14 protein-coding genes are annotated in these 16,019 nt (G+C 39.8%); 2 read left to right on the top strand and 12 right to left on the bottom strand.

The window, feature by feature from the left end:
- Positions 1-4: 4 nt before the first annotated feature.
- From B3394_RS01765 to fahA, 5 genes are all read right to left on the bottom strand, one after another.
- Positions 5-622, bottom strand: a complete 618-nt coding sequence (locus tag B3394_RS01765; protein WP_286912302.1) for a GNAT family N-acetyltransferase — start codon at positions 620-622, stop codon at positions 5-7.
- 462 nt (positions 623-1,084) lie between these two features.
- Positions 1,085-2,548 carry an N-acetylmuramoyl-L-alanine amidase gene (locus tag B3394_RS01760; protein WP_177734912.1) on the bottom strand — a complete coding sequence of 488 codons (1,464 nt, stop codon included), beginning with the start codon at positions 2,546-2,548 and terminating at the stop codon, positions 1,085-1,087.
- Between the two features lie 4 nt (positions 2,549-2,552).
- Entirely contained in the window at positions 2,553-3,401 is an 849-nt protein-coding gene (locus B3394_RS01755; RefSeq protein WP_286912296.1) for a TolB family protein, read from the bottom strand.
- Positions 3,402-3,578: 177 nt separating this feature from the next.
- Entirely contained in the window at positions 3,579-4,763 is a 1,185-nt protein-coding gene (locus B3394_RS01750; protein ID WP_177734907.1) for a hypothetical protein, read from the bottom strand.
- Positions 4,764-4,877: 114 nt separating this feature from the next.
- Positions 4,878-6,161: a fumarylacetoacetase gene (gene fahA / locus B3394_RS01745; protein WP_273245419.1), complete on the bottom strand. Its 1,284-nt coding sequence runs from the start codon at positions 6,159-6,161 to the stop codon at positions 4,878-4,880.
- A gap of 110 nt (positions 6,162-6,271) precedes the next feature.
- Here fahA and glyA point away from each other — a divergent pair, with 110 nt between their 5' ends.
- Complete coding sequence (glyA, locus tag B3394_RS01740; protein ID WP_177734903.1) at positions 6,272-7,546, top strand: serine hydroxymethyltransferase; 1,275 nt, start codon at positions 6,272-6,274, stop codon at positions 7,544-7,546.
- A 595-nt stretch (positions 7,547-8,141) separates the two neighbouring features.
- Entirely contained in the window at positions 8,142-8,834 is a 693-nt protein-coding gene (locus B3394_RS01735; RefSeq protein WP_177734901.1) for a hypothetical protein, read from the top strand.
- A gap of 39 nt (positions 8,835-8,873) precedes the next feature.
- On the opposite strand, the gene B3394_RS01730 is transcribed toward B3394_RS01735, so the two are convergent.
- From B3394_RS01730 to B3394_RS01700, 7 genes are all read right to left on the bottom strand, one after another.
- Positions 8,874-9,317: a carboxymuconolactone decarboxylase family protein gene (locus B3394_RS01730; protein WP_286912291.1), complete on the bottom strand. Its 444-nt coding sequence runs from the start codon at positions 9,315-9,317 to the stop codon at positions 8,874-8,876.
- 76 nt (positions 9,318-9,393) lie between these two features.
- Positions 9,394-9,969 (bottom strand): Crp/Fnr family transcriptional regulator, encoded by a 576-nt coding sequence (locus tag B3394_RS01725; protein ID WP_286912288.1) that lies wholly within the window; start codon positions 9,967-9,969, stop codon positions 9,394-9,396.
- 106 nt (positions 9,970-10,075) lie between these two features.
- On the bottom strand, positions 10,076-10,528 hold the full coding sequence (locus B3394_RS01720; protein WP_286912282.1) for a GNAT family N-acetyltransferase: 453 nt from the start codon (positions 10,526-10,528) through the stop codon (positions 10,076-10,078).
- Entirely contained in the window at positions 10,529-11,707 is a 1,179-nt protein-coding gene (locus B3394_RS01715; protein WP_286912279.1) for a retropepsin-like aspartic protease, read from the bottom strand.
- A gap of 152 nt (positions 11,708-11,859) precedes the next feature.
- Positions 11,860-12,420 (bottom strand): DUF4377 domain-containing protein, encoded by a 561-nt coding sequence (locus B3394_RS01710; protein ID WP_286912275.1) that lies wholly within the window; start codon positions 12,418-12,420, stop codon positions 11,860-11,862.
- 271 nt (positions 12,421-12,691) lie between these two features.
- Complete coding sequence (gene lpdA, locus B3394_RS01705; RefSeq protein WP_177734891.1) at positions 12,692-14,080, bottom strand: dihydrolipoyl dehydrogenase; 1,389 nt, start codon at positions 14,078-14,080, stop codon at positions 12,692-12,694.
- Positions 14,081-14,268: 188 nt separating this feature from the next.
- Positions 14,269-16,017, bottom strand: coding sequence for an ABC transporter ATP-binding protein (locus B3394_RS01700; protein WP_177734889.1), 1,749 nt, complete (start codon positions 16,015-16,017; stop codon positions 14,269-14,271).
- Positions 16,018-16,019 lie beyond the last annotated feature (2 nt).

Genomic DNA, 16,019 nt, shown 5'->3' with positions numbered 1-16,019 from the left:
GGTATTATTTTTTTAAGAAAAGTGCCTGTTTGATGCTTTTTAATCTGCCCAGCACTTTTTTGTTAAAGGTGTATTCCTGTTCCTGGTTTTTCTTTTCTTTCGGGTCGTACAGCATTCCGGTGCAAAGGCACATTTTGTTTTCTTTGCGTTGCAGGATATCGAAATTCGTACAGGTTTTGCAGCCTGCCCAAAAACTGGGATCATCGGTTAGTTCCGAAAAAGGAACGGGACGATACCCGAGGTCGGAATTGATTTTCATAACCGCTAAACCGGTGGTTATTCCGAAGATTTTTGCTTCCGGATACTTTTTCTGGGAATACTCAAATACAAAAGTTTTGATCTTTTTTGCCAATCCGAGATGCCTGTAGCCGGGATGTACGATCAATCCGGAATGGGCTACGAATTTTCCGTGCTGCCAGCTTTCGATATAGCAGAATCCGGCAAATTTTCCATTCTCCAAAGCGATCACAGCTTCCTGTAAATCGATCTTTTTATGGATGTATTCCGGAGTTCTCTTGGCAATTCCGGTACCTCGCTGCAGGGCAGATGTTTCGATGGTGTCGCAAATTTCCTGCGCATAGTGATAATGCTCCTTTTGAGCAATAACAATGATTACATTCATTTCTAACAATGATGAATAAAGGATTAATAGAAAATAAAAAATAGGGGGTGTGGTTCGAGCCTAAAAGAAATTAGTGTCGAAAAGAGCAGCCTTTACCGTCGTGTTGTCAGTATTACAGACTGTAATGCTAAAAATATAAATGTGTTGTTAAGACTGTTTTGTCCTGATACAAAAATTACTGGTTCCAAAATGGGAAATATGAGAAATGAATAACAATATGAAAAACTCGGGTACTAGAAAGTCGACCGCTCTGTCCGGGAAGATAGGATCAGGGTTTTCCGTGTAGAAAAGTTACTATGTAACGTTGTTGTTTTCATTGCTGCAAATGTAAAAGATTTTGTAATAGGATGTGTTAAAAAATACAGAAAGTGATTTTTTTAACAATAGAAGTCCCTGTTTACAGGGCTTTACACTAAAAAAAATCCGGAGCATTGCCCCGGATTTAAACAAAAAAGAAAGGATTTATTTCTTAATAATCTTACGAATGTATTCTTTATTGTCGGCTGTAATCTTGACAATATAGATTCCCGCAGCAAAATTACGAATGTCAATCTGCTCGGATACGGTGTTGTCTGCCGGTGTCAGATTGTTTTCTAATACGATACGTCCGTTGGTATCGATCAGCATCAGATGAAGCTGTTTTACGGCTATATTTTCAATGGAAAGGTTGATTATTCCGTCTGACGGGTTAGGGTATAAGTTTAAGCTGTCAAATCCGTTCGGAGCTGTTTCACCAGCCATTTTCGCACCACAGCTGGTTGCTGTTACGCTGCGGGTACCGTTCGAATTACTGATTGTTCCCACACTGTTTTTGGCAACCATCGAATACGTATAGGTAGTACCGGCAGTGATCAGGTAAGTGTTTAAGAATGACGTTCCTGTAACATCCGGAGCATACAGGTTACCGTTTCTGTAAATATCATAAGTAGTGGCATTGGCAGAAGCGGTCCAGGTAACGTTAATGGCACTGGTAGTACCGCTGCAGGTTGCTGTTGCAGTTACCGTAAAGGCTCCCGGAGTACTGCAGGATGGCGGTGTAGCCGACAGGGTTCCGTTTGAATTATTGGTACTGCTGCTGGCATTTTTAGCTTTTACATAGTAGGTATAGGCAGTTCCGGCGGTAACGGCGGTATTCAGGTATTGTGTTCCTGTAATGCTGCTGGCATATAAAGCACCGTTTCTGTAAATATCGTAGCTGGTGGCATTGGCAGAAGCCGTCCAGTTCAGTCTTACGCGGGTAGCTGTTCCGTTGCATTCCGGTGTAGCGGTCAATGTGAATGCGCCCGGAGCGGTAACGCTGCAGGTCAGGTTCAGGTTGGATTTTAAAGCATTAAAGTAGGCAGACGCAAAAGAATCCCTCCAGGTGGAGCTTGTTAGTTTTGTAGCATCGGCAGAATCCACAAAACCGATCTCATTTAAGCATCCTGTAGCGGAAGAATAGCGTAAAACACCCAAATGATAGGCCAGGAAGCTATTGTCTTCCACGCAGCGTCTGTTTGTCCAGGAACCGTAAGAAACCATATCGGCCTGGATTTTTTGTGCAAAAGCAATATCCGGAGCGGTATTGGTATCGTCATAAGTACAATAGAAAGTCTCGGTTCCGGTACCACCGCCGGCGTTACAGTGAACGCTCAATAAACGGTCGGCATTCCAGTTATTGGACATCGTTGCTCTTTGGGTAACGGATGTCCAGCTGTTTAGGTTTGTGGTTCGGGTCATGTATACAGTCCACGTACAGCTGTTCTGGATCAGGGTACGGGTTCGTAAACCCACTTCCAGAGAAGTTTCTATTTCGGTTGCGGTTCTTCCGTCGGGATTGTCACTGGTTGAGGTGCCATATCCGTGACCCGGATCGATAACGATTATCTGAGCATTTGCCATAAAGGTCACTACTAAGGCAAACAGGAGTGCAGTTATTTTTTTCATGTGTTTAGTTTTTTAGTTGAGAAGTGAAAATTCTACCGGTTTTATCATCCGAAAACATTATCTGGTTTTTGCCGTAAAATGTTGGGAACATTTCGGTAAAAACTTCTGTATTGGTGATTTTTTTCGGTCTGAAAGTGCTGGTGTCAAAAAGGTATATCTCGGAGTTGCTTACCGTATGCCCGTCTTCACTTTCGTCTAAAAAGCCTAATAAGTATTTGTCGTCTGCCGACCAGGAAGTTGCGATTCCGGTGCCCACTTTTGTTCCTTTTCCGTCTCCGTTAAGGTCGTAAACAAAAATGTCCGGACCGTTGTGTACCGCTACTTTTTTACCGTCATTGGATAAAATAGCGTTGTAGAATTGTCCTTCATCGCCGGTAACTACCCAGCTTTTATCGCTGGCCAGATCTTTGGCTTCGATTTTTAAAGTCGTTAGGTTGGTGTAAACAACTATGTTTGTTGTTTCACCCTGAAACGAAGGCAGGAAGTTGTGATTGATGTTTGTTTTACGTTCCAGTTGTTTGGTGGTAACATCATAGGCCATAACTCTGGATTGTGAGAAATATTCTTTTTCTCCTTTTTCTTTGAAATAAAAAACGATACCGTTCTTATCCCAGCTGTAACCATAACCGCTGCCATCCTTATCGGAAATTTTGACAACAGTGTTTTTTTTCAGGTCTAAAAGATAGAGCCCTTTAAAATGCTCGCCTGTTAGCAAGGCATAGTCTCCGTTTGGAGCTACTACGGGATTGGTGTAAAATCCCTCAACATTAATGCGATTGAATTCGGATAGTTTCTGGGCATGGCCGCTGATGCCTAAAAACAACATCGAAATGAAAAGTAGGTTTTTTTTCATAATGTATAGATTTGATTTTCATAAAATTAGCATTTATATTTTATAAAACGTCAAATTTTTATTAACAAATAATTAATATTATAATGCTTGTTAATATTTTAATGCAGCCTTTCGGAAATAAAAAAAGTGCTTTAATTACTAAAGCACTTTGGTTGGTACAGCCTGAAAACAGGGGTGTTATTTACGGAATTTATTCCGGGTGATAATGTTTTTTAATTTGGATTTAAGATCTTCGCCGGTGTCAAAAACCATTTGTTCGTTGCTTGGGAACGGCACGGCTTTGCGGTCAAAATACTGGTAGTAATTTTCATCGCTGGCACGTCGGTCTCCGTTATAATTGGCATAGATGTTCTGGAAAACAAATTCACTGCTCAACGGGAAAGTTTCGATCAGCTGGTTGGTTTTAAAATCGATATAATCAACTTTAGCCGTTATCTGGCAGGCTTTGAATTGTGTAAATTCATAGATGTTGATCTTTATCGTACGGAAGTTGTCTACTTTAATCGGTTTGCCCAAACTGTCCCTTACCACACGTCCGTTAGCATCCAACAGGTTTTTTACGCCGTCTTTAATCTGTTTTTCCTTGATGAATTGTTTTTCTTTGATTTGTTCCGGAGTGATTTTAATGTCCCTGAAGTTTACAATTAAACCAAAATCGTAAGTCACTCCTTTTTGCCGGTTACTGTGGTAAACGGTCCATTTGTCGTTTAATCCCAGTGTGCTGAAATCCAGAAGATCGTTTTGCAGACCAACCGGAATGACCATATTGGTTTCGTTTTTTGTATAGACGTTTACAAAGTCGGTACCTTTAAATTGTGCCTCATCCATTAATTTTTTGACATCTTTAAAGCCCGGGCTTAAGGTTTCCAGATAAGCGAAATCGTCGTAAGCTCTTCTGAAATTCATTTTGTCGTTGGTAGCCAACAAAGCTTTGGAATTGTTGTACAGGTGTTTGGCAAGTGCATTTTTGCTGCTTATGATCTGATCGGAATAATCGTCAAAAGGGAAAAGGGCATTGCGTTTTTCTTTCAGTAATTGCAAAGGCAATAGCGGGCGGATGCGTTCCTGGCGGTTGTTAAGCTGCAAATAGGTATTGTACAGTTTTTCCAGTTTGGAAGGATTGGCATCTTTTATCAGTAAATCGATAGTCCGTAAATCACGTTCTTTGGCTTTGGCAAACGCTTCTTCCAGTAAATAGACATAATCCTGTTTACCTTTGGCATTTTTGTTATTGCTCAGTCCTTCGATAGCACGGTTAATAGCACCGTCATAATCGCCTTCGCTGATCATGCTTTGGGTTTGTTTGACACCACAGGAATAAACAAATGCTATTACGGAGAACAGCGCTATAATTTTCTTCATAAATCGGACATTTTACTTTGGGTCAAAAATATAATTTTTTTAAGAGGTATTTTCGGTCAGGACATAAAAAAACTCCGAATTTAATCCGGAGTTTGATTTTGATTCGGAAAGAATCTATTTTCTTTCGAAAGCGGGAAGCAGTTTACTGGAAACTTCTCCGAATCCGATTCTTACATTGTTATTCTGGCAGTATCCTTTCATGATTACAGTATCGCCGTCATTGATAAATTTACGTTCGGAACCGTCATTCATTTTAATCGGGTTTTTTCCGCCCCAGGTTAATTCCAGCATCGAACCGAAACTGTCTTCTGTTGGACCGGAAATAGTACCGGAACCCATCATATCACCTGAATTCACACGGCAACCGTTGATGGTGTGGTGTGCCAGCTGCTGACTCATTGTCCAGTACATGTATTTGAAGTTGGATTTACTAACGCTGGTTGCTTCTGCGTTTTCCGGTGCAATTAATACTTCCAGGTTAATATCGAAAGCATGATCGCCGGTTTGCTGTAAATAAGGCAGCGGAGCCGGTTCCTGTACAGGACTTGCCACGCGGAAAGGTTCCAAAGCATCTAAGGTTACAATCCACGGAGAGATGGAAGAGGCAAAGTTTTTCGCTAAGAATGGTCCCAGCGGCACATATTCCCATTTCTGGATGTCACGGGCACTCCAGTCGTTTAGTAAAACCATACCAAAGATATAGTCTTCGGTTTCACCAACAGGGATATTTTCGCCCATGATGTTGGCATCGGTTGTGATGAAAGCGGTTTCCAATTCGAAATCCACCGTACGGGAAGGTCCGAATACCGGTTGTGTTTCTCCGTTTGGAAGGGTTTGTCCCATCGGGCGGTGAATCGGGATTCCGGAAGGAACTATCGTTGAACTTCTTCCGTGGTAACCCACCGGAATGTGCAGCCAGTTTGGCAATAAGGCATTGTCCGGATCACGGAACATTTTACCAACATTAGTAGCATGTTCTTTACTGGAATAGAAATCAGTATAATCACCGATTAAAACCGGCAATTGCATTTCAATATCGTTAACATTGAAAATCACAACTTCTTTGTGCGCTTCATTATCTCTTAATTGCGGATTTACGGCGTCAAAAATTTCAGCCAGGCGGTTACGAACCAATCGCCATGTTTTTTTTCCATCGGAGATAAAGTCGTTCAGCGTATCCTGCATGAACATATCGTCTGTTAATTCTATTCCTTCAAAGTACCCTAATTGTTGTAAGGCTCCCATATCGATCGCAAAATCACCAATACGAGTTCCTATGGTTACGACATCGTCTTTTGTTATGAAAACTCCAAATGGAATATTTTGGATTGGGAAATCGCTGTTTTCAGAGACGTGTAACCACGATTTTCTGTTAGGGTCATTGGCACTTATAGGCATATTGTTTGTTGTTTTTGTTGTTGAAAAATTCGAAATCAAATATAGTCCCTATTGTGAATTTAACAAACGATTTTCGTATTTTTGAACTCAATTTAACGAAATATTATAAAATGCAACGCGACGAACAAATTTTCGACTTAATTCTTGAAGAACAAGATAGACAAATTCACGGACTGGAACTTATTGCTTCTGAGAATTTCGTGAGTGATCAGGTAATGGAAGCAGCGGGTTCTGTTTTAACAAATAAATATGCAGAAGGATATCCCGGAAAAAGATACTATGGCGGATGTGAAGTAGTGGATGTTATTGAGCAGATTGCGATAGACAGAGCGAAGGCTTTGTTTGGAGCGGCTTATGTGAATGTACAACCGCATTCCGGTTCTCAGGCCAATACAGCTGTTTTTGCTGCCTGTTTAAAACCGGGTGACAAAATATTAGGTTTTGACCTTTCACACGGTGGTCACTTAACACACGGTTCACCGGTTAATTTCTCCGGAAAATTATACAATCCTGTATTTTACGGAGTAGAGCAGGAAACAGGAATGCTGAACTATGATAAAATTCAGGAAATTGCTACGAAAGAGCAGCCTAAATTGATCATTGCAGGTGCTTCTGCGTATTCCCGCGATATGGATTTTGCGCGTTTCAGAGCAATTGCAGACAGCGTTGGGGCTATTTTAATGGCAGATATTTCACATCCTGCCGGATTAATCGCGAAAGGATTAATGAATGACCCGGTTCCGCATTGTCATATTATTACGACTACGACACACAAAACATTAAGAGGTCCGAGAGGAGGAATGATCATGATGGGGAACGATTTTGAGAACCCATTCGGAATCAAGACACCTAAAGGAGAAATCAGAATGATGTCGTCTTTATTGGACGGAGCTGTTTTTCCTGGAAATCAGGGCGGACCGTTAGAGCATATCATTGCCGCTAAAGCGGTTGCTTTTGGGGAAGCTTTAACCGATGAGTTTTTCACTTATGCAATGCAGGTACAAAAGAATGCAAAAGCGATGGCTGCTGCCTTTGTGAAAAGAGGGTATAACATCATTTCCGGAGGAACGGACAATCACATGATGTTAATTGACCTGAGAAATAAGAATATTTCCGGTAAAGAGGCTGAAAATGCTTTGGTAAAAGCGGAAATTACCGTTAATAAAAACATGGTTCCTTTTGATGATAAATCACCATTTGTAACCTCTGGTATCCGTGTGGGAACTCCTGCCGTTACTACCCGTGGATTGGTGGAAGCCGATATGGAAACAATTGTTGCTTTGATTGATAAGGTAATTATGAACCATACAAACGAAGAAATTCTTGAAGAAGTTGCCGACGAAGTAAACGATATGATGAGCGAAAGAGCGATGTTCGTTTTTTAATCAGCGATCAGTAAATATTAAAAATCCCTCTTTTTAGGAGGGATTTTTTGTTTTTATTCCGGTAACAAAATTAAATGATAAAAGAGTTGACATCTATATTGAATCCCATTGTAAAAAGGGACTAAAAATAGTCTGGAGTAGTGTAAACGTTATAACAACTGGCTGAAGTTAATTATCAGCACAATCAGTTGTCTTATTAGCATAATCATTATCTGTACCATAAGTAAATCAATGACTTTATAAAGGTTTAACGGACTGCAAGTTACAAAAAAAGGAATAAACGTTTTACGGTTTTTCCTATTATTTTTTATGGATATTCTTAATAAAATCATAAATTTTGCAGTGTAATGCCGCCTATATTCCGGTTCCGGGTTTCCGATGGATGCCCGTCTAAACAGGTAAAACAATAAACTGATATCACAAATCAAAACTTCCGTTGTTTTTAGGGCATGGTTGTTTTCTTTTTTTGAAAAAAATAGAAAAAGCAGCTAAACAGGCATTGTGTTTGATAATTAAAATAGCGTTAAAAAGCGGCATAATATTTTTATGTCGTCCTTAATTTGTTATTTTTAAACTTTAAAAAAATTTCAGCCTGGTGAAATCGTTATATTTATTATTTCTTGTAATCGGATTATCCGTAAATGGTTTTGCGCAAAATGATTTTATCATCAAATCCAAACCGATACCGCGTTTGAAGATACCCATCGCCGCTCCGGATAAAGCATCGAATACCACTGCTTTTCCATCGATGAATTTTGGGGCTTCCATTTTTGATACTCCTGTGAATCCTTTAGATGCTTTAAAACCAAATACGTCTTCTTTTCAGATTGGCGATACCAATAATTCCGGTTTTGGCAGCGAAAAAGAGAAGTTCGCAAATCCGGGAGAGGTATATGTGGACAGGCTGAAACAGGATTTTAAAGGAGAAGGCAACGGCGATTCCAGGATTTTTAAAAGAGATCAGTCCTTTGGTGAGATCAGAACGAAATCGGAATTTGTAAAAATACTGTATCGTGACCATGAATATGTAGACGGGGATATGATTAAGGTACTGGTTAACGGTAAGATTGTGGTTGCCCAGGTAATACTACAGGGCGATTTTAAAGGAATTACACTGGGTCTGGAAAAGGGATTCAACAAACTGGACTTTGAAGCGCTAAACCAGGGAAGTTCCGGTCCCAACACAGCGGAGTTTAATATCTTTGATGATAAAGGACAGACGCTGTCGGCAAACCGATGGGATCTGGCCACCGGCTTTAAGGCAACAATAATGATTATCAGAGAATAATATAAAAACAAAAAATCCCTTTAAAAAGGGATTTTTTATTTAGTCTCTTTCGGGCTGCAAACCACTTGCAATCGCAATCCGGTTCCAGCTGTTAATGGTTACTATGGCAAACATCACCTGGGCAAGATAGTTGTCGTCTTTTAAAGCCTCCTGTGCTCTTTTAAAGGTAGCATCCGATACATGGTGCTGGATCAGGGTCATTTCTTCCGTTAATGCTAAAATAGACTGCTCTTCTTCGGTAAAGAAAGGTGTATCTCTCCAGGCATTCAATGCATAAATCCGTTGTTCCGTTTCGCCGGCTTTTCGGGCATCTTTGGTGTGCATGTTAATGCAGAATGCACAGCCGTTAATCTGGGAAGCTCGGATTTTTATCAGCTCTTTGTGGGTAGTGGTCAGTTTGGAACTGCTTAAATATTTTTCAAAGGCATACATTATTTTATATGCTTCCGGTTCTACCTGACTAAGGTTTATTCTAATGTCCATAACTATTGATTTTTAATATTATAGGACAAAGTTATGGGCTGCAAACCGGAAAAAAATTAAGAAAACCTAAGAAATACTATTTTGTGTTTTTTTTTCGGATTTCACTCAGGTATTCCGGTGTCAAGCCCAGAAAGGACGCCAGCATGTATTGCGGTACGCGCTGGATAAAGCCCGGATACAGTTTGGCGAACTGGGAGTAACGTTCTTCTCCCGATAAAGCAAATATATACTGGATCCGGATTAAAGAAGCGGTATAGGCTCTTTCCAGGTTTTTACGGAAATAGCTCTCCATTTTCGGAACCCGGAGAAACAGTTCTTCTTCTTTTTCCTTGCTGTAATACAACACTTCCGAGCGTTCCAGTGCCTGTATGTAAAACTTTGACGGCTGTCCGGATGAAAAGCTGACATAATCGGTTATCCACCAGTTTTCAAGTCCGAACTGAATAACCTGTTCCCTTCCGTTTTCGGTTATGATATACAAACGGAAACAGCCTTTAAGGATAAAATAGTTGTATTTGCAAAGACTGCCTTCCTGTAGCAGAAAGTCTTTTTTGGCAATATCTTTGGAACTGAAATACGTTTTTATGATGTTTTCGTCTTCAGCAGTAAGGGATACGGATTTTTTAATATGAAGAAAAAGTTGTTCAAACATAGCAGGAGCTTTGGTATAAAGATAATCGATTCTTAGCGGATAGCTTTGGTTTTAAGCATAGTATTTTGCCGGAACAATGGTTTCCGGAAAGGTACATCTTTAATCGTTATAGTTCTTTTGAAAGCCGGATAAGGTGTCTGCACTTAATTCCGTTTTCATAAATAGGCTCTTTATAATTTGTGGTAAAGAAGTCTTTTTCAATATTAAAAATGTCAAATCCCTGTTTCTGGTATAAATAGAGCTGACCGATGCTGGAATTGCCGGTGGCAATTTGAATGGTCCGAAAACCTTTTTTCCGGGCTTCTCCGGCGGCATGGTCAAGCAGTTGCTTTCCAATTCCTTTTTGCTGACAGGCTTCCTGTACGGCTATGTTTTTGATCTCTGCCGTTCCGGCATCTATGGGAAACAGTACATAAACTCCAACGGCGGCTGTTCCGGCATACATCACAAATACAAACGACTGATGGATATAACTGTCAATCATTGCTTTTGACGGATCGGCCAGATATAATAAATCATACGGCAGCGGCTCGGTCTTATCCAGTTGTTTTATGGTCATTTAGTTTTTGTTTAAGGTCAGCTTTGTTAAGTCTTCTGCGCTGTTTCTAAAAGTTACTGTAGCGGAATCTTTATTCTTTAATGGTGAAGGTTGGGTCACAATATAACAATGATCGATGTTCTCGTAGTTGATGTCGTCAATCTGAACGATTTCGTCACCAATGCCCACGGTTCCTCTTATGGCATCGTCCCAGATAATCCCCACGACTAATTTGTCGTTAACGATAGTGGGCTTGAAACCAAATTGTTTTTCCTTTAGGTCATAGCTTTCCCTGAAAGGCTCAAAATAGAAGTATTTGTTTTTATAATCGATGGTTACGATACCGTGATTGAGCAGTTCGGCACCAAATCTGGAGTTTTGATCGCTGGTAGTTTCAACGGTTGCGTTTTTAAAAGGGATACCGTTAATTTTTATTTCCGGAATGGTAAAGCGGTAATTTTTGGTACCGCCGGCATTGCCAAAAATACCGATGGTGGCATTGCCATAACCTTCCTGTGTATTGGTAAAGAGGTTTTCATTTTTAAAAATATCATAGGCTCTTAGTGACATATCGTATAAATTGTTCATACCGGTATCGAATAAAAGCTGTTCTCTGACACTTTTTTTATTTCGTAGCTCAATGGTAATATACGGACTGCTCTGATTGTCCACGAGTATTAATTTTGAAGCATGTTTTTTATTCAGGTTTAATTTGGAATGATTGTCGGTTATGACAATGGTTTGCTTTGTAGAAGAAAGATGCAGGATGGAATTTCGCAGCATGTTACTGCCGATGAATCCATCAATGTTCATGCATTCGGAAATCAGTTTGTTGTCGCTAACCAAAGCCGGAACACCATTAAAGGCAATATTGCCCAAGGTGACTTCCGGTAAAGAAACCATTTTCAGGCTGTCGATTGTTCCGTTGGCATCTGTAATATTGGCATTGGTAAGCACTGCCGGTTTGAGATGGTCGTACAGTTTTTTTGTGATAATGCAGGGCGCACCGGTATCGAGCAGGAAACGATAGGTTTTATTCTGGATGACAACCGGTATGATAATCTTATTGTTTACATTTTCGTATGCAATCTCCGCATGATAATCCTTTTGACTGGTTCCGCCCTGGTTGAAGGTAAACTGCTGGGCAGTGGTTGTAAATGGAATGAAGCATAGCAACAGGAGGCATAGGTAATGTTTCATAGAATTTGGTTTTATTTCGATAAATATACAAATTCACGGTTAACGATTAATTCCGTAAAATGTTAAACTCAAAAAAATGATATCCGGTTTATAATAAAAAAAAACAGCCTCATTACAACAATGAGGCTGGGCTGTAAAACGAATTACGGTTTTTATTTTTTTGGTTTGGGAAGATTATCAGACGTTTTTTTCTGTTTGGAAATCTCTTTTACCAATACATATTTTAAAGATGAGGCATCTGCCGGTGGATTGTCTACTTTTTCTTCTTTTACTTCCAGCACATATTCATTTCCTTCTTCATACTTGAATCCTTCAATACCGCTGTACCAGAACTCCCAGTCTTTTTGACCGTCTTTTTTGATCAACAGGCATTTCTGCGGGGCTACTCCGGTACAGTCTGCCTGCTGTGAGGCGATTGTGAGCTGGAAAGTTGCCGCCACTTCGGCTTTTTGCGGTAATCCTTCCGATACTTTAGCTGTTTTGGAAATTTCCTTTACCAAAACATATTTCATAGCGGGTGCATCTGCCGGCGGATTGTCGATTTTTTCTTCTTTTACTTCCAATACATATTCATTTCCTTCTTCATAGTTGAATCCTTCAATTCCACCATAAAGATTTTCCCAGTCTTTCTGATTTTCTTTTTTAATCAACAGACATTTTTGCGGGGCTACTCCAACACAATCTGCTTCCTGTGAAGCAATTGTTAGTTTCATCACTTCGTTTTTGTTACAGGAAGTAAACAAAAATAGTGACAGTAAAAAATACATTACAGGTCTAAACATAAAACTTGATTTTAAGATTATTGATTTTGTTGAATGCTGTTTTATCCGACCAATGCGGATAGAAACGAATGTAGTAAAGTGGATGTATATTACAAATATAGCATTTTTTGTTATAAAAATCGTATTAAATGTGGGAATACCGGCTATAAAAAAAACCGTCTTGAATTTCAAAACGGTTTTTTTATAGGTATTGTAATGTATATTATAAGTGGATCACTTCGCCATAAGCATCGGCAACAGCTTCCATTACAGCTTCACTCATGGTTGGGTGAGGGTGGATAGCTTTCAGGATTTCATGTCCTGTAGTTTCCAGTTTACGCGCTACAACTGCTTCAGCAATCATGTCGGTAACACCGGCTCCAATCATGTGGCATCCTAACCATTCTCCGTATTTAGCATCGAAGATCACTTTTACAAAACCGTCCGGAGTACCGGCAGCTTTTGCTTTTCCTGATGCAGAGAAAGGGAATTTACCCACCTTGATTTCATATCCTTTTTCTTTAGCCTGTTTTTCAGTCAATCCAACGGAAGCAATTTCCGGAGTAGCGTATGTACAACCTGGAACGTTTCCGTAGTCGATTGGCTCTACATGTAATCCGGCGATTTTTTCAACACAAAGAATACCTTCAGCAGAAGCAACGTGTGCCAAAGCCTGTCCCGGTACAACATCTCCGATGGCATAATAACCCGGAATGTTTGTTTGATAGTAATCGTTTACTAAGATTTTATCTCTGTCTGTCGCAATTCCAACTTCTTCCAAACCGATGTTTTCAATGTTGGATTTGATTCCTACAGCAGAAAGTACGATATCGGCTTCTAAAATTTCTTCCCCTTTTGCTGTTTTTACCGTTGCTTTAACACCTGTTCCGGTTGTATCAACTTTTTCAACAGAAGCATTTGTCATGATTTTGATACCTGCTTTTTTCAATGAACGCTCAAATTGTTTTGAGATATCTTCGTCTTCTACAGGAACAATATTTGGCATGAACTCAACAATAGTAACATCGGTTCCCATTGCATTGTAAAAATGAGCAAACTCAACACCAATAGCACCGGAACCAACAACAATCATCGATTTAGGCTGCTCGGCTAAAGTCATTGCCTGACGGTATCCGATTACTTTTTTACCATCCTGCGGTAAGTTTGGCAATTCACGGGAACGGGCTCCGGTAGCGATGATAATATGATCTGCTGTATATTCCGTTACTTTTCCGTCTTTATCCGTTACGTCAATTTTTTTACCCGGTTTTACTTTACCGAAACCGTCAATAACGTCAATTTTATTTTTTTTCATCAAGAACTGAATCCCTTTGCTCATTCCGTCTGCAACACCACGGCTGCGGGAAATAATAGCATTGAAATCTTTATCAAATTCTTTGATCGTTAATCCGTAATCTGAAGCGTGTTTTAGGTAGTCAAAAACCTGAGCAGATTTTAATAATGCTTTTGTTGGAATACATCCCCAGTTTAAGCAAATACCACCTAAGTTTTCTTTTTCGATAATGGCTACTTTAAAGCCCAATTGTGATGCTCTGATAGCTGTTACATATCCACCCGGACCACTTCCTAAAACAATAATATCGTATTTCATAAAAGTATAATTTCTAATGAATTTTCTGCGTACGAAAATAGGGATTTATTTGTTTATTGAAAAGTTTCGTACTATCAATTTTTAAAACGTGTGGAAAATTAATAGCCTAAAAATATTGTTTTAATAGCTTTTAAAAGAAATTTCTAGCAATTTTTCAACTTTTCAATCATAAATCACGGTTGTCGTATTTATTCCGTAATGGCAAACTGTGAATAATAAAGGTTTTTATAGAAACCGTCTTCTTTATTGAGCAGTTCATAATGGGTGCCTTCTTCTACAATTTCTCCTTTGTCCATTACGATGATTTTATCGGCATTGATAATGGTTGCCAAACGGTGTGCAATCACGATGGAGGTTCTTCCCTGCGTGATGGTTTCGGTTGCCCGCTGTATCAGTTCTTCCGAATAGGAATCGATGGAAGAAGTGGCTTCATCAAGGATCAAAACGCTTGGATTGCTCACAAAGGCTCTTAAAAAGGCGATAAGCTGACGTTGTCCGGAAGACAGCATCACACCGCGTTCTTTTACATTATAGTCGTAACCTTCCGGCAGGCTCATGATAAAATCATGTACGCCTATTTTTTGTGCTGCGTTAATAACATCTTCGCGGCTAATGGCCGGATTGTGCAGGGTAATATTGTTTAAGATCGAATCGGCAAATAAAAAGACATCCTGTAATACAATGGCAATTTGTTTGCGAAGGCTTTCGATTGTAAAATCATGTATATCGGTGTTGTCAATGCTAATTTTCCCGCTGTCAATTTCATAAAAGCGGTTCAAAAGGTTGATAATGGTGGATTTTCCGGCTCCGGTTGCTCCAACGATGGCTATGGTTTCGCCGGCCTTAACTTTCAGGTTAATGCCTTTGAGGACTTCTTCGCCCTGTATGTAGCTGAAGTGTACTTTTTCAAACTGGATATCTCCTTTAAAATGGGTCGCTTCAACGGTTCCGGATGTTTGTAAATGGTCGTCAATGTCCAATACTTCAAAAACCCTTTCGGCAGCGATTATCCCCATCTGCATTACGTTGAATTTATCCGCAATCTGACGCAAAGGATTGAATAGCATGTTAATCAGCATCGTGTAGGCAAATAAATCCCCGAAAGTGGTGGTATTGTCACCATTCAGGATGTTCAGTCCGCCATACCAAACGATACAGCCTAACGTTAGCGAAGAAACAATATCGGCTATCGGGAAGAAGATGGAGTTGTACAGGATATTTTTAAGCCATGCATCATTGTGTTTCTGGTTGATGACCTTGAATTTTTCGAATTCAATTTCTTCACGGTTAAAAAGCTGTACGATTTTCATACCGGTAACGCGTTCCTGTACAAAGGTGTTCAGGTTACCCACCTGATTACGAACTTCTTCGAAAGCAATTTTCATTTTTTGCTGGAAAACACGCGTTGCATATAGCAAAATAGGCATTCCCAAAACAACAATACAGCTTAATTTCCAGTTCATATAGAACATGATTCCCAGAATGACAACCATTTTGAGCAGGTCACTCACGATCATAAACAATCCCTGGCTGAAGATACTGGCTATGGATTCGATATCGGAAACGGAACGGGTCACTAATTTTCCAACCGGTTCGTTGTCGAAATATTTCATCCGGAAATTCGAGATATGGCGAAACAGTTTTTCACGGATATCTTTTACAATATCCTGACCTAACCAGTTTGCCCAGTAAACAAAGTAAAACTGCGAAGCGACTTCCAGAATAAGGATCAGTGCCATTAAAAGAATATACAGCAGCAATCCTTCTGCATCGTGGGTTTTCAGGTACTCATCGACAGTTTGTTTTAGTAAATAGGGACGAAGAGCAGCAAAGATGGAAAGGGATACAGCCCACAATATAACGCCGTTAAAGCGGTTTTGATAAGGCTTTGCAAAGTGCATTACTTTTCGTAAAGAAATAGATTTTATGGCTTTCATAT

Origin of the sequence: Flavobacterium sp. UBA4197 (genome assembly GCF_002379575.1) — a bacterium.
Classification (GTDB): Bacteria; Bacteroidota; Bacteroidia; order Flavobacteriales; family Flavobacteriaceae; genus Flavobacterium; species Flavobacterium inviolabile.
Note: the sequence above shows the minus strand (reverse complement) of the source record. Positions and strands in the feature narration are given on the sequence as shown.